18 protein-coding genes are annotated in these 16,068 nt (G+C 66.1%); 11 read left to right on the top strand and 7 right to left on the bottom strand.

Annotated features, from left to right (window positions below; all coding sequences use genetic code 11):
* Positions 1-52: 52 nt before the first annotated feature.
* A complete protein-coding gene (locus A5732_RS03615) occupies positions 53-658 on the bottom strand; it encodes a GNAT family N-acetyltransferase (RefSeq protein ID WP_076053092.1) in 606 nt (201 codons plus the stop codon).
* Positions 659-698: 40 nt separating this feature from the next.
* Here A5732_RS03615 and A5732_RS03610 point away from each other — a divergent pair, with 40 nt between their 5' ends.
* The 3 genes from A5732_RS03610 (at position 699) to A5732_RS03600 (ending at position 3,948) form a co-directional block, all read left to right on the top strand.
* The gene (locus tag A5732_RS03610; RefSeq protein ID WP_076100694.1) at positions 699-1,805 is read left to right on the top strand and encodes a F420-dependent hydroxymycolic acid dehydrogenase; all 1,107 of its coding nucleotides are present in this window, start codon (positions 699-701) and stop codon (positions 1,803-1,805) included.
* Between the two features lie 52 nt (positions 1,806-1,857).
* Positions 1,858-2,559: a GAF and ANTAR domain-containing protein gene (locus A5732_RS03605; RefSeq protein WP_076052950.1), complete on the top strand. Its 702-nt coding sequence runs from the start codon at positions 1,858-1,860 to the stop codon at positions 2,557-2,559.
* A 96-nt stretch (positions 2,560-2,655) separates the two neighbouring features.
* A complete protein-coding gene (locus A5732_RS03600; protein WP_081388749.1) occupies positions 2,656-3,948 on the top strand; it encodes an acyl-CoA dehydrogenase family protein in 1,293 nt (430 codons plus the stop codon).
* Between the two features lie 10 nt (positions 3,949-3,958).
* Here A5732_RS03600 and A5732_RS03595 read toward each other — a convergent pair whose 3' ends face one another.
* Positions 3,959-4,414, bottom strand: a complete 456-nt coding sequence (locus tag A5732_RS03595; RefSeq protein ID WP_076052946.1) for a MaoC family dehydratase — start codon at positions 4,412-4,414, stop codon at positions 3,959-3,961.
* Between the two features lie 150 nt (positions 4,415-4,564).
* Between A5732_RS03595 and A5732_RS27240 the strand changes: the two genes are divergently transcribed.
* Positions 4,565-4,738 (top strand): hypothetical protein, encoded by a 174-nt coding sequence (locus A5732_RS27240; protein ID WP_171974951.1) that lies wholly within the window; start codon positions 4,565-4,567, stop codon positions 4,736-4,738.
* A 344-nt stretch (positions 4,739-5,082) separates the two neighbouring features.
* Here the strand turns inward: A5732_RS27240 and A5732_RS03590 are convergent, their stop codons facing one another.
* Genes A5732_RS03590 through A5732_RS03580 form a run of 3 tightly spaced genes read right to left on the bottom strand, consistent with a single transcriptional unit; the run spans position 5,083 to position 6,492 of the window.
* Entirely contained in the window at positions 5,083-5,484 is a 402-nt protein-coding gene (locus A5732_RS03590; protein WP_065053765.1) for a DUF302 domain-containing protein, read from the bottom strand.
* A 53-nt stretch (positions 5,485-5,537) separates the two neighbouring features.
* Positions 5,538-6,152 (bottom strand): mycothiol-dependent nitroreductase Rv2466c family protein, encoded by a 615-nt coding sequence (locus A5732_RS03585; protein WP_076052940.1) that lies wholly within the window; start codon positions 6,150-6,152, stop codon positions 5,538-5,540.
* Positions 6,153-6,183: 31 nt separating this feature from the next.
* Positions 6,184-6,492, bottom strand: coding sequence for a metal-sensitive transcriptional regulator (locus tag A5732_RS03580; protein WP_076052938.1), 309 nt, complete (start codon positions 6,490-6,492; stop codon positions 6,184-6,186).
* Between the two features lie 133 nt (positions 6,493-6,625).
* On the opposite strand from A5732_RS03580, the gene A5732_RS03575 reads away from it, so the two are divergent.
* The 7 genes from A5732_RS03575 (at position 6,626) to ag85C (ending at position 13,913) form a co-directional block, all read left to right on the top strand.
* On the top strand, positions 6,626-7,057 hold the full coding sequence (locus tag A5732_RS03575) for an MmpS family transport accessory protein (RefSeq protein ID WP_076052937.1): 432 nt from the start codon (positions 6,626-6,628) through the stop codon (positions 7,055-7,057).
* Complete coding sequence (locus A5732_RS03570) at positions 7,054-9,972, top strand: RND family transporter (RefSeq protein WP_076052935.1); 2,919 nt, start codon at positions 7,054-7,056, stop codon at positions 9,970-9,972. Before A5732_RS03575 ends, A5732_RS03570 begins: the two co-directional genes overlap by 4 nt.
* A 28-nt stretch (positions 9,973-10,000) precedes the next feature.
* Positions 10,001-10,498, top strand: a complete 498-nt coding sequence (locus tag A5732_RS03565; protein WP_076052933.1) for a metallophosphoesterase family protein — start codon at positions 10,001-10,003, stop codon at positions 10,496-10,498.
* Positions 10,499-10,565: 67 nt separating this feature from the next.
* Positions 10,566-11,018 (top strand): MarR family winged helix-turn-helix transcriptional regulator, encoded by a 453-nt coding sequence (locus A5732_RS03560; RefSeq protein WP_076100691.1) that lies wholly within the window; start codon positions 10,566-10,568, stop codon positions 11,016-11,018.
* Positions 11,015-11,845, top strand: coding sequence for an ATP-binding cassette domain-containing protein (locus A5732_RS03555; protein WP_076052929.1), 831 nt, complete (start codon positions 11,015-11,017; stop codon positions 11,843-11,845). The genes A5732_RS03560 and A5732_RS03555 overlap by 4 nt, the downstream gene beginning before the upstream one ends.
* Complete coding sequence (locus A5732_RS03550) at positions 11,835-12,653, top strand: ABC transporter permease (RefSeq protein WP_076100689.1); 819 nt, start codon at positions 11,835-11,837, stop codon at positions 12,651-12,653. The genes A5732_RS03555 and A5732_RS03550 overlap by 11 nt, the downstream gene beginning before the upstream one ends.
* Positions 12,654-12,887: 234 nt before the next feature.
* On the top strand, positions 12,888-13,913 hold the full coding sequence (gene ag85C, locus A5732_RS03545) for a diacylglycerol acyltransferase/mycolyltransferase Ag85C (RefSeq protein ID WP_064951012.1): 1,026 nt from the start codon (positions 12,888-12,890) through the stop codon (positions 13,911-13,913).
* Positions 13,914-13,970: 57 nt separating this feature from the next.
* On the opposite strand, the gene A5732_RS03540 is transcribed toward ag85C, so the two are convergent.
* Positions 13,971-14,672 carry a YoaK family protein gene (locus A5732_RS03540; protein ID WP_249266757.1) on the bottom strand — a complete coding sequence of 234 codons (702 nt, stop codon included), beginning with the start codon at positions 14,670-14,672 and terminating at the stop codon, positions 13,971-13,973.
* A gap of 46 nt (positions 14,673-14,718) precedes the next feature.
* Positions 14,719-16,068 (bottom strand): maltokinase N-terminal cap-like domain-containing protein, encoded by a 1,350-nt coding sequence (locus tag A5732_RS03535; RefSeq protein WP_076100687.1) that lies wholly within the window; start codon positions 16,066-16,068, stop codon positions 14,719-14,721.

Genomic DNA, 16,068 nt, shown 5'->3' with positions numbered 1-16,068 from the left:
CCCGCGCCATCGGGGGGTTAAACGCGGGCCAGAGCGCCATTCCGTCCATCCGCTAGCGTGGCGGGCGCCACATGGCCCACAGGGTCGGACCACCGTCGGGCAGGGCGATCTCCCGGGTGACCGTGAAGCCGAATCGTTCGTAGTAGGGCACGTTTTCGGGCTTGCTCGACTCGAGATAGGCCGGGCAGTACTCGGCATCGCAGCGATCCAGCCGTGACCTCATCAACGCCTGACCGAACCCCTTGCCACGGACGTCCGGATCGCTGCCGATCACGGCCAGATACCAATGCGGTTCGGCGGGATGCACGCTCTTCATCAACTCCTGAATCGCGCGTCCACGCATCGAGCGCAGGCCGAAAACCCGGATGAACGTCGGGGTCATCGCCAACTGCGCACGAGACGTCTCCTGCCACTCGTCGGGCGGATCCCACAGCGCCGCAGCGCCGATCCCCGCCGCCGCGCAGGCCACCTCCACGCCGCCGCGGACCAGGTGGTGGTGGCGCGTCATCGTCGCGAACAGGCGGGCCAGGTGCGCGGTCCGCTTGTCCGGATCGGGAATCAACCAGATCATCACCGGATCGTCGTAGAACGCGCGCGCCAGCGTGCGCGACAGCGCGCGGACGTCGCCTTTGACTGCCGGTCGGACCTGCGGGGTCATCCGCAACACGCTAGTGCGTGTGAGGGGCGGTGGGACGGGTATGCCGATCCGGGTGACCGGCATCTCGCGGCGAGCGTTCGGGCGGGTGGCAGCCGGCGCGGGAATGCTCGGGTCAGTCGGGGTGGCCGACGGGTGCGCGAAACCGGCCGGCGACCATGGCAAGCCCAGCGCTCCACCACCGGCGGGCAAGGGCGTCGGATTCGTGCTCTCCCACGAGCAGTTCCGCACCGATCGCCTGGTCGCACAGGCCCAGGCGGCCGAGCAGGCGGGCTTCCAATACGTGTGGGCCAGCGATCACATCCAGCCATGGCAGGACAACGAAGGCCATGCGATGTTTCCCTGGCTGACGCTGGCGCTGGTGGGCAGCGGCACCAACCATATTTCTTTCGGCACCGGGGTGACGTGTCCGACCTACCGCTATCACCCGGCCACGGTCGCCCAGGCCTTCGCCTCCCTGGCGATCCTGAACCCGGGCAGGGTGTTTCTGGGGGTGGGCACCGGCGAGCACCTCAACGAACAGGCCACCACCAACGCCTACGGCAACTACGCGGAGCGCCACGACCGGCTCGCCGAAGCGATCGACCTGATCCGGCAGCTGTGGAGCGGCACGCGAATCTCCTTCTCCGGCCGGTATTTCCAAACGGATTCGCTGAAGCTCTACGACGTCCCGGCCACGCCCCCACCGATCTTCGTGGCGGCCGCCGGACCGAAAAGCGCGAAGCTCGCCGGACAGCGGGGCGACGGCTGGATCACCCAGTCCCACGATGTCACGAACCCAAAACTGTTGGCGGCCTTCGCTACCGGTGCACAGTCCGCCGGCCGCGACGCCGCCACGCTGGGCAAGCGCGCCGAACTGTTCGCGGTCGTCGGCGACAACGCCGAGGCCACTCGGGCCGCCACGCTGTGGCGTTTCACGGCCGGGGCCGTCGATCAGCCCAATCCCGTCGAGATCCAGCGCGCGGCCGAGTCCAACCCCATCGACAAGGTGCTGGCCGGCTGGACCGTCGGTACCGACCCGGCTCCGCACATCGACGCCGTGCAGCGGGTTCTCGACGCGGGCGCCATCCCGTTCCTGCACTTCCCCCAAGACGATCCCGTCGTCGGCATCGAGTTCTACCGCGCCAACGTCCTCCCCAAATTGCACTGAACCAGACCGTACGGTTACGCCCGGTCGGCGGATCATGCACAATCGGGGTCCTATGGACGTTTCAGACCCGGGTTCCCACCACGAGCTGGCCGTGCGCATGGCCGAGCTCGCCCGCGGGATCGCCGCGCCGCGCAGCCTCGAGCAGGTGCTGGCCGAGGTGACCGCGATGGCGGTGCAGGTGATACCGGGCGCTGACGTCGCGGGTGTGCTGCTGGTGAAAAGGGGCGGCGAGTTCGAATCGCTGGGCGACACCGACGACCTGGCCGCGCAGCTCGACAAGCTGCAGCACGACTTCGGTGAGGGGCCCTGCGCCGAGGCCGCCCTGCAGGAGACGATCGTGCGCAGCGATGACCTGCGCAACGAGCCGCGCTGGCCCAAGTACGCGCCCGCCGCGGTGGAGCTCGGCGTGCTCAGCAGCATGTCGTTCAAGCTGTACACCGCGGACCGCACCGCCGGCGCACTGAACCTCTTCAGCCATCGAGCCAATGCGTGGGACACCGAAGCCGAGACCATCGGCTCGGTGTTCGCCGCGCACGCCGCCGCGGCCATCCTGGCGGGAAGCCATGCGGAACAACTGTATTCGGCGGTGTCGACGCGAGACCGGATCGGTCAGGCCAAGGGCATCATCATGGAGCGCTTCGGCGTGGACGACGTGCGGGCCTTCGACTTGCTCCGGATGCTCTCGCAGGAAAACCAGATGAAACTGGTCGACATCGCCCAACGGATCATCGACACCCGCGGCGAGCACGAATAGGTCCTTGCCGGAACCGGGGTGAACGCCCCGCTCTAGGATGGGATGGCTTCAACAACGAGTCCGGCGCGGCGTTGCGCCGGGGATTGGTCGGCCATCGTGTGGGACTTCGAAACGGACCCCGAATACCAGGCAAAGCTGGACTGGGTCGAAAAGTTCATGACCGACGAGCTGGAACCGCTCGACCTGGTCGCCCTTGATCCCTACGACAAGAAGAACCCCGAGATGATGGCCATCCTGCGGCCGTTGCAGCAGCAGGTGAAGGACCAGGGGCTGTGGGCCGCGCACCTGCGCCCCGAGCTTGGCGGCCAGGGCTTCGGCCAGGTCAAGCTCGCACTGCTCAACGAGATCCTCGGGCGCTCCCGTTGGGCGCCTTCGGTGTTCGGCTGCCAGGCACCGGATTCCGGCAACGCCGAGATCCTCGCGCTGTTCGGCACCGACGAACAGAAGGCCCGTTACCTGCAGCCGTTGCTGGATGGCGAGATCACCTCGTGCTACTCGATGACCGAACCCCAAGGCGGTTCGGATCCGGGGATGTTCGTGACGAGCGCGACGCGCGACGGGGACGACTGGGTGATCAACGGGGAGAAGTGGTTCTCCAGCAATGCCCGGCACGCATCGTTCTTCATCGTCATGGCGGTGACCAAGCCCGACGCGCGCACGTACGACAAGATGTCGCTCTTCATCGTCCCGGGCGAGACGCCGGGGATCGAGATCATCCGCAATGTCGGGGTGGGCGGCGAGTCGAAGCACGGTTCGCATGGGTACGTCCGTTACAACGACGTCCGGGTGCCGGCCGATCACGTGCTCGGCGGTGAGGGCGCGGCGTTCATGATCGCGCAGACCCGCCTGGGCGGGGGCCGCATCCACCATGCGATGCGCACGATCGCGCTGGCGCGCAAGGCTTTTGACATGATGTGCGAACGCGCCGTGTCACGCAAGACCAGGCATGGCCACCTCTCCGACTTCCAGATGACGCAGGAGAAGATCGCCGACAGCTGGATTCAGATCGAGCAGTTCCGGCTGCTGGTGCTGCGCACCGCCTGGTTGATCGACAAGCACGACGACTATCAGAAGGTGCGCCGCGACATCGCGGCCGTGAAAGTCGCGATGCCCCAGGTGCTGCACGACGTGGCGCAGCGCGCCCTGCACCTGCACGGCGCGCTCGGCGTCTCCGACGAGATGCCGTTCGTCAAGATGCTGGTGGCCGCCGAGTCGCTGGGCATCGCCGACGGCGCCACCGAGCTCCACAAGATGACGGTCGCCCGCCGGACCCTGCGTGAATACGAGCCGGTGACAACGCCTTTCCCCTCAGCCCACATCCCGACCCGGCGCGCCGAAGCGCAGGCGCGACTGGCCGAGCGGCTGGAACACGCGGTCGCCGAGTTCTAGGGCCTGGGCGTCAGGCGACGAAACGAACCACGCTTTCGGCCACACACGCCGGCTTGGCCGAACCGTCGATCTCGACGGTGGTCGAAATCGTCGCCTGCACGGCGCCGTTGCCCACGTCGTCGACGCTGACCAACGAACTCTGCGCACGCACCCGAGAGCCCACCAGGACCGGGGCGGGGAAGCGAACCTTGTTGAGGCCGTAGTTGATCGCCAGCTTGATGCCGTTGACGGTGTAGATCTGGTGCTGCAGCCGCGGCAGCAACGCCAAGGTCATGAAACCGTGGGCGATGGTCTTGCCGAACGGACCTGCCGCGGCCCGCTCCGGATCGACGTGGATCCACTGGTGATCACCGGTCGCATCGGCGAACAGGTTGACGTCTTCCTGGCTGATGGTGACCCAGTCGCTGTGCCCGAGGGTCTCGCCCGCAGCGGCGGCAAGTTCGGTGACTGATTCGAAGGTGCGCATTGAGGTTTCTCCTTGGTTTCGGCTGCTAACAATAGCGCCGGGCGTGGATGCCCCGGCCATCCGACCGCTGCGCCCGGGGTGTGCTCCGTTTCGCGCGTGTCGTCAGGGGAATCCCCTGGGGACGTCGCCACCACAGAAAAGGAATCCATCATGCCGGATCACAGGGGCCACAAAGCCGAGGAAGACGTGGACGCTGAGGCGCACCAGACTCAGTCCCGCGCCGCCGAGGGCGAAGAAGACGGCTCGTATGTGGGCGCTGCCGGTTCGGATGACTCGTTTGATGCCGGGGAGTCGGGCGCCGAAGCCCGCAGCGAACAAGGCTGACATAGATCGCGGGCGTTTGGTTTGTCGCTCGGCCGCCCTTACGAGACGCCGTACAGCACCACGGCGATACCCACGATCACAAGCGTAAGCGCCGTTATCGCTCGATGCCGGTCTTGAATCCACCGTCTCAGCCGCTCAAGGCGTGAATCGATTCGTGGCCCGACAACGAAGTAGGCCAAATGGGCGCGGCAACAGTCGAATTCGCGAGCAGGACGTAGTAAGCGACGGCGATCACCGCGCCAGCGCCGGTGAAGCGAATGGATGCCGCTGCGTTCCGACGGCCACGAGCCCCGAAAGCATCGACAGGTCAATACCTTTCAGGTAGCCGCGCTGTTGGCGACGGGCTACCCAAGCGCGCCGATGGCCGCCTGCAGCTTGGCGGTGGCCTCGTCGGCAACATCCTGCAGAGCCGCCTGCTCGCCGGTCACTTTGACCATGAGTTGGGGATCCATCGCTTCGACCAGAACCGCATCGGCCTCGCCGGCGGGGTCGTTCCGCACCACCACGTTGCATGGCAACAACTGGCCGATCTGGCGGTGGACGCCCAACGCGCGATGCGCCAGCACCGGGTTGCACGCACCCAGAATTAGATAGTTCTCCATGTCTTCGCCGAGCTTTTTCTTCAGCGTGGCTTTCACGTCGATCGTGGTCAGCACCCCGAAGCCCTGATCGGCCAGTGCCTTTGTGGTGCGGTCCACCGCGTCCTCGAACGAGGTGTGCAGCGTGGTGCTCAATCCTGATGTCATTCTTTCCTCCTCATTTCAGCGTCGAACCGGCCAGGGTCTCGCCGCGCGCCCGGTTAGGCCGCGGTCCGCGGTCGTTGCAGCTGGGCGAACTGCGGAGTCGCGGCCAAAGTGGCAACCGCATCGAACAGGGCGGAGGCGTCCTCCGCGGCGGGTACCCCTGTCAGGACCGGCCCGAAGAATGTGTGTTCGCTGATCCGCAGTATCGGGCTGCCCCCAGTCTCACCCAGCGCCTGTTGGCCGGCCTCATGTTGGGCCCGGATGAGGTCGTCAAGAGATTCGTCCGAGACCGCCGCCGCCGTGGCGCCACGGGCCCCGACCGCCAACAAAACCTGCGCGACGAGGTTGGCGCTGACGGGTTCTGAGCGGTCGAAGTAGCGCTCGCCGAAGGCGAAATACGCGGCGGTCAATCCCGCGACGCCATATTCGCGCGCTACGGCGGCCATCAGCCGGCCGATCTGCCGCGAATCGCGCATGCGGGCCTGCTGCGCTGGTGGGAGTTCGCGCCCCTCGTTGAGGACCGCTAGGCTCATCAGCTGCAAATCGATCGACAACCCCGTCGTCTCGGCGACGGCGCGCAGCCACCGCGCGGTGTTCCACGAGAACGGACACACCGGGTCCAGCCACAGCGTCACCGTCGGTGCGGTGCGATCAGTTTCGGTGGAGGACATCTGCCCTCTCCTCTTCCTCAATGCCCGGCCATCAGGCCAGGCTCAAAAACAGTTTCTCCAGCTCATCGATGGAAACAGCCGGCTGATCGTCCGATCCCGTGATGCAGTCACGCAAACCCGAGGCGATGATCTTGAACCCGGCGCGATCCAGGGCCTTCGACACCGCGGCCAACTGAGTCACGACGTCCTTGCAGCTTCGGCCCTGCTCGATCATCGCGATGACGCCCCCGAGCTGACCGTGCGCCCGCCGTAGCCGGGCGAGGACTGCGTCGATGTCGCCGGGGTCGTGCCTCAAGACATCCGTGTTGCGCGGTCCGCTGCCGTTGCCTTCGATTGCCATGGCTCCTTTATACCATACCCCGTAGGGTATATGCTGGCGGTCGCAAACCCGGTCCGCCCCAGCGTTTGGCGGACGGCCAAGCGGGCAGGCCATCGCTCGTCGGCAAGGACGAGCAGCGGCGAAGGGAGTCTCGATGTTGACGTTCGTGAAACGGGCATGGGTACCGCTCGTCGTGGTGGTGGCGGTAGCCCTCGGCGGTGAGGCCGTCATGCGGCTGCGGGGAGTATTCGGCTCCGAGGAGATCTTTTCCACCACCGGGGCCGGCGCCGCACCGCTAGAAGCTTCGCACGTGAAGCGGGTCACCTACGAGGTCTTTGGACCTGAAATCACGGCGGGCAGCGTGAGCTACCTGGACAAGAACGCCCAACCAGAGCAGGCGAGCTTCACCGGCCTGCCCTGGACGTTCACCGTGGAAACGACAACGCCGGCCGTGCTGGCCAGTGTTGTGGCGCAGGGCAATAGCGACAACATCGGGTGCCGCATCACGGTCAACGGCCACGTCGAGAATGAAAACGTTTCGACCGGGCACCACGCCCAAACTTCCTGTCTGGCGAAGGCCGCATGAACGCCGACAACGCCGCACCGAGCGATGCCCGGCCGAAATTCATGCGATTCGTCCGCACGTTCGCCGTGCCGATCCTGGTGGCATGGTTACTACTGACCGTCGCCCTGAATGTGCTTGTGCCGCCGATTGAATCGGTCGCGCGCAACCACGCGGTGACCATGTCGCCGCAAGACGCACCGGCGATGATCGCCGCCAAGCGCATCGGCAAGACTTTTCACGAGTCGGACTCCGACAGCATCGCGATGATCGTCCTGGAGAGCGATCACCCGCTCGGGGATGAGGCCCACCGCTACTACGACGGCCTGGTGAAGACGCTGCAGGCCGACCCGAAGCACGTGCAGCATGTCCAGAACGTCTGGGGAGATCCCCTCACCGCCGCCGGCGTCCAGAGCCGCGACGGCAAAGCCGCCTACGTGCAACTCAATCTGGCCGGAAACCAAGGCAGCACGCTGGGCAACGAATCCGTCAAAGTGGTGCGCGAGATCGTCGACCGGTCCGCGCCACCCAACGGCCTGCGGGTGCACGTCACCGGCCCGGCTGCGCTGACCACCGACATGAACGAAGCAGCCGACAAGAGCATGTTCAAAATGATGGGCGTGACCGGCGTGGTCATCATGGTCATGCTCTTCGTCGCTTACCGTTCCATCAGCACCGTTCTGCTGGTGCTCGTCATGGTCGGGTTCGAGATGGGCACCGCACGGGGGCTGGTCGCGCTTCTCGGGAACAACGGTTTGTTGGGATTCTCGACGTTCGTCGTCGCCATGCTGTCGTCGCTGGCGATCGCGGCGGGTACCGATTACGCGATCTTTTTGATCGGGCGCTACCAGGAGGCTCGCCAGGCCGGCCAGGACCGAGAAACCGCCTACTACACGATGTTTCGCGGGACCTCACACATCATCTTGGGGTCAGGCCTGACGATCGCCGGGGCGACCTTCTGCCTTCACTTGGCGCGGCTGTCGTACTTCAAGGCGTTGGGCATTCCGTCCGCGCTGGGCCTGCTCGTCGTCGTTGCGGGAGCGATGACGGCGGCGCCCGCCGTCGTTGCCGTGGCCAGTCGCTTCGGTCTCCTCGATCCGAAACGCACGGCCAAAATTCGCGGCTGGAGGCGCGTCGGAACCGCGACCGTGCGGTGGCCCGGCGCGGTGTTCGCCACCTCGCTCGTCATCGCCATCGTCGGCATCCTCATCATGCCGAGCATGAAGGTCAGCTACAACGATCGCTTCTACATACCGCGCGACCTGCCGTCGAACGTCGGGTATGCCGCCGCCGAGCGCCATTTCACCGCCGCCACAATGAATCCCGACATCCTCATGATCGAGAGCGATCACGACATGCGCAACAGCGCCGACATGATCATCCTCGACCGGCTCGCCAAGGATGTCTTCCGCTCACCGGGAATCGCGATGGTGCAGAGCATCACGCGCCCGTTGGGCGGCCCGATCGAGCACACCTCGATACCGTTCCAGATCAGCGCGCAGTCGATCCCGATCCAGCAGAACCTTCAGTTCATGCGGGACCGGACGGCCGACATGCTCACGATGAGTGACGACCTCGGTGCCATGATCGGCTCGATGCAGCGGATGCAGGGCCTGCTGGACCAGATGAGCGGCGCGACCCATCGCATGGTCGGTGATATGCACGACATGCAGGCCACGCTGAACGAGATGCGGGACCACCTGGCCGATTTCGACGATTTCGCGCGGCCGTTCCGCAACTACTTGTATTGGGAGCAGCACTGCTTCAACATCCCGGTGTGCTGGGCGTCGCGATCGGTCTTCGAAGCGATCGATGGCGTGGACAAGTTCAGCGAGAACATGACCACGCTGATCAACGACCTGAACAACGTCGACGCCATTTTGCCCCAGATGCAGGCCGAGTTCCCCCCGATCATCGCCGTCGCGGAGTCGATGCAGGCGACGCTGCTCACGATGCACAGCAGCTTCTCTGGTCTGGTCACACAGATGAGCCAGATGACCGACACGGCAAGCGCGATGGGTCAGGCCTTCGACGCTTCCCGCAGCGGCGATTACTTCTACCTGCCGCCAGAGGCGTTCCAAAACCCGGACTTTCAACGTGGTTTGAAGCTGTTCCTTTCTCCCGACGGCAAGGCCGCGCGGTTCATCATCACCCATGACAAGGACCCGGCGACCCCGGCCGGCATCTCCGCGGTGAAGCCCGAACTGGCCGCCGCGCAGCAAGCCGTCAAGGGAACCAACCTGACCGGCGCCAAGTTCTATCTCGCCGGCACGGCGGCGATCTACCGCGACATCCAGGCCGGATCGCAGTACGACCTGCTGATCGTGGGATTGGCGGCACTGACACTGATCTTCGCCGTCATGCTGATCATCACCCGCGCGCTGGTTGCGTCTGTTGCGATCGTCGGCACGGTACTGCTGTCCCTGGGTGCCGCGTTCGGCCTCTCGGTGTTGTTCTGGCAGCACATCTTTGGCCTCGAACTGAACTGGATCGCCCCGGTGTTCGGGTTGATCATCCTGCTCGCCGTCGGGTCCGATTACAACCTGTTGCTGGTGTCGCGGTTCCAGGAGGAGGTCGGCGCGGGATTGAAGACGGGCATCATCCGCTCGATGGGGAGCACCGGCGGAGTCGTCACGGCGGCGGGCCTGGTCTTCGCCTTCACCATGATGTCCATGGTCGCCAGCGATTTGCGCTCCATCGGTCAGGCCGGAAGCACCATCGGCCTCGGCCTGCTCTTCGACACCCTGATCGTGCGCTCCCTGATGACGCCGTCCATCGCGGCGCTGCTCGGACGCTGGTTCTGGTGGCCGCACATGGTGCGGACCCGGCCCGCCAGTCATATGCTCCGGCCCTTCGGATCGCGACGCCTCGTTCGTTCCCTGCTCTTGGGCGACGAGGCGGACGCGCCAACGGCCAGGCGCCACGCAGCGGTGACGTGAACGACCGCCGCTGGCGCAAGATGGGGCTGTGAGGCTGCTGCTGATTGCCGATACCCACATCCCCAAACGGGCCCGCGACCTGCCCGCCGCGGTCTGGGATGAGGTGGCCGAGGCCGACGTCGTCGTGCACGCCGGTGACTGGATAGCACCGGAGTTCCTCGACGAGCTCGAAAGCCGGGCGGCCCAGGTGGTGGGCTGCTGGGGAAATAACGACGGCCCGGACGTGCGGGCGCGGCTGCCCGAACGAGCGGACGTGACGCTGGCGGGAGTGCGGTTCACCGTGGTGCACGAGACCGGCGCCGCGACCGGACGCGACGCGCGGATGTCGCGGCTCTACCCCGACAGCCAGGTGCTGGTGTTCGGCCACAGCCACATCCCGTGGGACGCCACGGCCGAAACCGGGTTGCGATTACTCAATCCCGGGTCACCGACGGATCGCCGCCGCCAACCGTTCTGCACCTACATGACCGCGAGCGTGGATGACGGCGCGTTGACCGACGTCGAGCTGCATCGTCTGCCCAGGTAGCGGGTACATACCTGCTACACAGCTTCCACACATCGATAGCTCGGCTACAGAGGTATTATGGGTGCATATGAATTCACGCACTGATGTGGCCGGCGAGCTGTTCGGTGTGGTCGGCAGATTCCGCCGGCAACTCCGCAGGTCGGCCGGCCGTGGGTTCGATTCGTCGCGGCTTTCCGAGTCGCAGTCGGAGCTGTTGTGGCTGGTCGGGCGCCGGCCGGGGATTTCGGTCAGCGCCGCGGCAGCCGAGCTTGGGCTGGTGCCCAACACCGCCTCGACCCTGGTCACCAAGCTGGTGTCCGGCGGCCTGCTGCTGCGTACGGCGGGCGACACCGACCGCCGGGTGTGCCAACTCCGGCTCGCCGAGCCCGCCCAGCAGATCGTCGACGCGTCCCGCGCCACCCGGCGGGGGTTGCTCTCCGAGGTGATCGACGAGCTCGACGACGACCAAATCGAGTCTTTGACAAAAGGATTGGAGGTCCTCGACACGATGACCCGAAAACTGCGAGAGCGGCGATCATGAGCGGATCGCTGCCGATGGCCGTCGACGGCCGCAACCTGACCTATCGTTACGGCCAGTTCACCGCCGTCGACGATGTAACACTGCAGGTACGGCCCGGCGAAACCATGGGCCTGCTTGGGCCCAACGGCGCCGGGAAGACGACGTTGGTCCGGATGCTGACCACGCTGACCCCGGTGCAGCACGGCGAACTGCGCATTTTCGGAATGGACGCGCGCAGCCAGACCACCGACATCAGAAGCAATATCGGCTATGTGCCGCAACAACTTTCGATCGAACCCGCTCTGACCGGGCGGCAGAACGTGCAGTGGTTCGCGCGGTTGTACGGAGTGCCCCGCAACGAGCGTGCCGACCGCGTCGATCAGGCGTTGGTCGCGATGGACCTCATCGACGTGGCCGACCGGCTGGCGTCGTCCTACTCCGGCGGCATGGTGCGCCGCCTCGAGGTGGCACAGGCGCTGGTCAACCGCCCGTCGCTGCTGGTGCTCGACGAACCAACCGTCGGTCTGGATCCCATCGCGCGCGACGGCGTGTGGGCCCAGGTGCAGAAGATGCAGGCGCAGTTCGGCATGACCGTGCTGCTGACCACCCACTACATGGAGGAAGCCGACGCGCTGTGCGACCGGGTTGCCCTGATGCACCGCGGTCAGCTTCGTGCCGTCGGCACCCCCGACAAGTTGAAGGCGACCGTGTCTGCGAACGCCACGCTCGAGGATGTGTTCCGCCACTACGCTGCATCCGGCCTGGACGACGAGGAAGATTCATCGGAAGCCAACGGGTCCATTCGCGAAATCCGTTCCAGCAGAAAGGTGGCGCGCCGTGTCGGTTGATAGCGCCGTGGCGGGCACCCTGGTTCGGGCCCCGCGCGGCTGGCAACGAGTCGGCGCGTTGTCCAGTCGCATCGGGGCGTTCGCGATCGTCGAACTGCAGAAGCTGCGACACGATCGGACCGAGCTGGTCACCCGGATGGTGCAGCCCGCGCTGTGGCTGCTGATCTTCGGGACCACGTTCAGTCACCTCCATGTCATCCCCACCGGGTCGGTGTCGTATCTGGCGTTTCTGGCGCCGGGGATCATCGCCCAGTCGGCACTGTTCATCTCCATTTTCTATGGGATACAGATCATTTGGGACCGGGACGCCGGCGTGCTGGCCAAACTCATGGTGACGCCGGCTCCGGCGTCGGCGCTGATCACCGGGAAGGCGTTTGCCGCCGGGTTCCGCTCGGTGGCCCAGGTGGTCGGGGTGCTTGCACTGGCGTACGTGATGGGTGTCGGCCTGACGGTCAATCCGCTGCGGATCGTGGCGGCGATGGCCATCGTCATGCTCGGCGCCGCGTTCTTCGCCTGCCTGTCGATGACGCTGGCCGGACTGGTCCGCAGCCGCGACCGCCTGATGGGCATCGGCCAGGCGATCACCATGCCGCTGTTCTTCGCGTCGAACGCGCTGTATCCGGTCGACGTGATGCCGGCGTGGCTGCACGTGCTGAGCAAGGTGAACCCGCTCAGTTACGAGGTGAACGCGCTGCGGGCGCTGCTCATCGGCACGCCCTTCAACCCCGCGGACATCGTCGTGCTGGTGGTGGCGGCCGTGCTCGGAATCGTCACGGCATCAACGCTTTTGCGTCGCCTCGTCGCCTGATACGTCGCGGATGCGATAGCGCATGCGCTGGCGCATCGCAAGATGGGCGCATGGTTCCGAGAGCCGATCGTGACCCGACCGTGACGATTTCCGGGCGAGGCGCAATCGTTAGCTAACCGCGATCTGGCATCCCGGCCGCGACAACCGAATTCGGCCCTCTCGCTGTGTTTCACTCCCCGAGAACAGATTCGACCGCGCCCTGCGGCAGATGAAAGTTGGGATGGGTAGAGAGCTATGTCGTTCTTCGAAAAGTTGCGTGGCGCAGCGGCTACGATGCCGCGCCGACTGGCGATCGCGGCTATGGGGGCCTCCCTGCTGTCCGGTGTCGCCGTGGCTTCCGGCGGCTCACCCGTCGCGGGGGCCTTCTCCAAGCCGGGGCTTCCCGTGGAGTACCTCGAGGTGCCGTCGCCGTCGATGGGCCGCAACATCAAGGTCCAGTTCCAGGGCGGCGGATCGCACGCCGTGTATCTGCTCGACGGCCTGCGCGCGCAGGACGATTACAACGGCTGGGACATCAACACCCCCGCCTTCGAGGAGTTCTACCAGTCCGGCCTGTCCGTGATCATGCCGGTCGGTGGCCAGTCCAGCTTCTACAGCAACTGGTACCAGCCGTCCTCCGGCAACGGACAGAACTACACCTACAAGTGGGAGACGTTCCTGACCCAGGAAATGCCGCTGTGGATGCAGTCCAACAAGCAGGTGTCGCCGGCCGGCAACGCGGCGGTGGGCCTCTCGATGTCGGGCGGCTCGGCGCTGATCCTGGCGGCCTACTACCCGCAGCAGTTCCCGTACGCCGCCGCGCTGTCGGGCTTCCTCAACCCGTCCGAAGGCTGGTGGCCCACCCTGATCGGGCTGGCGATGAACGATGCGGGCGGCTACAACGCCAACAGCATGTGGGGCCCGTCCAGCGACCCGGCGTGGAAGCGCAACGACCCGATGGTCCAGATTCCGCGACTGGTGGCCAACAACACCCGCATCTGGGTCTACTGCGGTAACGGCACCCCCAGCGACCTCGGCGGCGACAACATGCCGGCGAAATTCCTGGAGGGCATGACGCTGCGCACCAACGAGCAGTTCCAGAACAACTACGCGGCCGCCGGCGGACGCAACGGGGTGTTCAACTTCCCCGCCAACGGGACGCACTCCTGGCCCTACTGGAACCAGCAGTTGGTCGCGATGAAGCCCGACATCCTGCAAACCCTCAACACGGTCAACGCCGCACCGGTTAGCGCGCCCACCGCTAACCCTCCCGCGGCCTGAGGCCAAAGCCAGCATCGGCAGTAGCGCACCGGTCAGCGCTACTGCCGATGCTCTTTTTCACGCCTCGTCGAGCAGGGCCCGGCGATCGGAGTGGAAATACGTGTAGCCGGTGGTCAGCGCGCACCCGACGGTCGCCACCACCAGCATCCACGTCCCGTTGACCAGCGTGCTGATGAAGCCGCCCACCGTCGCGCCGCCCGCGAAGCTGGCGAACAGCAGGAAGTAGCCCAGCCAGTCCGCCGCCGACCCGCCGGCGATGTGGCGCTCGATCCCCTGGCCCATCTTCACCAGCGTGCCGGTCACGTAGCTCAGCGGGACCGATACCTCGCCGTCCTTGACGAACGATGTGTTCAAGGTGCCAATCCCGAAGGCCACCAACATGATCGGTGCGAAGTCGAGCAGATTCTCTTCCCAGCCCTCGTCGACGACATCGGCAACGGTGGCCGCCGCCAGGCTGAACGTCGTCAGCACCGTCGGGCCGTGCGGGTGGTCCACCCAGAAATGCCGCCGACACACCGACGCAACCACCACGCCCGCGACGAAGCAGACGATCAGCACCCCCGCCGTGACCGACAGCAGCACGTCGCCGCGGAAATACCCGAGCACCGCGCGCTGGGCGTTGCCGGTCATGAACGTCACGAAGTAGCCGGCGGAGTGGGTGAAGGCGGTGGCCCCCAGCACGCCCGCGAGCGCGGCCAGCACCCAGGACAATCGCGACTCGCTGTTGTTTATCTCGCTGTTGTTTATCTCGCTCGGCACACGCACATGCTTCCAGACAGCCGCGGCACGCGCAGCGGACGCGAAGCTAGCCTGATAGACGAGCGATGGAGCGCAGCGGAATCGGTAACCAGCCCGGCCGGTGCCGCGCTTCGTAGCCGGCCTCGTAGACGGCCTTGTCCAACTCGTAGGCGGCCAGCAGCGGCGCCGAGTCGCGCGGGTCGATCCCGGAGGCGGCCGCATAGCCGTCGCAGAACGCCGTCCGGTTGCGCTCGACCCATTCGCGGGCGCGGGCCGCCAATTGTTTGTCGTCCGCCTGGTCCACCAGCGGACCGTAGGCGGCGTACTCGAACGACCGCAGCACGCCGGCCACGTCGCGCAGCGGTGAGTCGGGTGCGCGGCGCTCCTCGAGCGGCTGTCCCGGTTCGCCCTCGAAATCGATGAGCAGCCAGCGTTCCGGCGTGCGCAGCACCTGGCCCAGGTGCAGATCGCCGTGGATGCGTTGCACGGTGATCTGCTCGGTGACCAGCTTCTGGAAGCGCTCCTCGATCGTCGCCGCGTGCTCGTTGAGCTCGGGAACCAGCGCCGCGGTCGCCGACAGGCGCGCCAGCACGTTGTCCACCGGGAAGGCGGCCTGCGAGGTGCCCAGGGCTTCGGCCAGGGTGGCGTGCACCGACGCCACCGCCTCGCCCAGGCGGTAGGACTCGCCGGCGAAGTCGCCGCCGACCTCGTACGCGTACAGGTCGCCCTCGGCGAACAGGTCGCGGACGCTGGCGGTGGCCATCGCCCAGCCTTCTGCGGAATTGGCGGCGAATTCGGTCACCATGCCCAGCGGCCACGCCGCGTCGGCGCTGCCATCCGAACCGGCCATCTCGTAGGTCCCCAGCAGCCGCGCGACGTGTGGGTTGCCGGCCCGGCCGAGCACGCGGTTCAGCTCGATGTCGGGGTTGATGCCGCTGCTGACCCGGCGGAACACCTTGAAGATGGCGTCCCGGTCGAAGATGACGCTGGTGTTGGACTGCTCGGCGTCCGATACGTGCGCCATCGCCTCCAGCGGCAGCACCGCGTCCGGTTCCTTGGCGAATTTCACCTCGGTGCCCGACGCGTTGCTGCGCGAGGCGGACGAGTCGATCAGCGAGAGCAGAAACTGCGGCGCTTCGGCGTCATACATCGCGTCGAAGCCGGTCCGGTCGTCGGCCGCGCCGATGGTCGCGACGTTGCTGTACTCGGAGACCGGGGCGGCGTCCCACCGCACGATCACCTGGTATTGGTGCCGGGAACCGTCGACATAATCGACGTCGACGAGCACCAGGTCGAGGCCGTCGTCGAGCGGGACGACCACGCTCGCCTCGGCGCCGGAAAGTTCGCGGTTGCGCCCGGCGTACCAGCGTTGCTGTGGAAGCCACTCAGACCAGGGCAGCTTGGCCGGCTGTGTCAT

Source organism: Mycobacterium colombiense (genome assembly GCF_001953985.1).
In the GTDB taxonomy this organism is placed as follows: domain Bacteria; phylum Actinomycetota; class Actinomycetes; order Mycobacteriales; family Mycobacteriaceae; genus Mycobacterium; species Mycobacterium colombiense_B.
Note: the sequence above shows the minus strand (reverse complement) of the source record. Positions and strands in the feature narration are given on the sequence as shown.

Excerpts from the sequence above, each read along its gene's own strand:
- A5732_RS03535 (WP_076100687.1), bottom strand. The coding sequence starts at position 16,068 with ATGACACAGCCGGCCAAGCTGCCCTGGTCTGAGTGGCTTCCACAGCAA.
- A5732_RS03610 (WP_076100694.1), top strand. The coding sequence starts at position 699 with ATGCCGATCCGGGTGACCGGCATCTCGCGGCGAGCGTTCGGGCGGGTG.
- A5732_RS03570 (WP_076052935.1), top strand. The coding sequence starts at position 7,054 with ATGAACGCCGACAACGCCGCACCGAGCGATGCCCGGCCGAAATTCATG.
- ag85C (WP_064951012.1), top strand. The coding sequence starts at position 12,888 with ATGTCGTTCTTCGAAAAGTTGCGTGGCGCAGCGGCTACGATGCCGCGC.
- A5732_RS03575 (WP_076052937.1), top strand. The coding sequence starts at position 6,626 with ATGTTGACGTTCGTGAAACGGGCATGGGTACCGCTCGTCGTGGTGGTG.
- A5732_RS03605 (WP_076052950.1), top strand. The coding sequence starts at position 1,858 with ATGGACGTTTCAGACCCGGGTTCCCACCACGAGCTGGCCGTGCGCATG.
- A5732_RS03580 (WP_076052938.1), bottom strand. The coding sequence starts at position 6,492 with ATGGCAATCGAAGGCAACGGCAGCGGACCGCGCAACACGGATGTCTTG.
- A5732_RS03590 (WP_065053765.1), bottom strand. The coding sequence starts at position 5,484 with ATGACATCAGGATTGAGCACCACGCTGCACACCTCGTTCGAGGACGCG.
- A5732_RS03585 (WP_076052940.1), bottom strand. The coding sequence starts at position 6,152 with ATGTCCTCCACCGAAACTGATCGCACCGCACCGACGGTGACGCTGTGG.
- A5732_RS03615 (WP_076053092.1), bottom strand. The coding sequence starts at position 658 with ATGACCCCGCAGGTCCGACCGGCAGTCAAAGGCGACGTCCGCGCGCTG.
- A5732_RS03595 (WP_076052946.1), bottom strand. The coding sequence starts at position 4,414 with ATGCGCACCTTCGAATCAGTCACCGAACTTGCCGCCGCTGCGGGCGAG.
- A5732_RS03555 (WP_076052929.1), top strand. The coding sequence starts at position 11,015 with ATGAGCGGATCGCTGCCGATGGCCGTCGACGGCCGCAACCTGACCTAT.
- A5732_RS27240 (WP_171974951.1), top strand. The coding sequence starts at position 4,565 with ATGCCGGATCACAGGGGCCACAAAGCCGAGGAAGACGTGGACGCTGAG.
- A5732_RS03560 (WP_076100691.1), top strand. The coding sequence starts at position 10,566 with ATGAATTCACGCACTGATGTGGCCGGCGAGCTGTTCGGTGTGGTCGGC.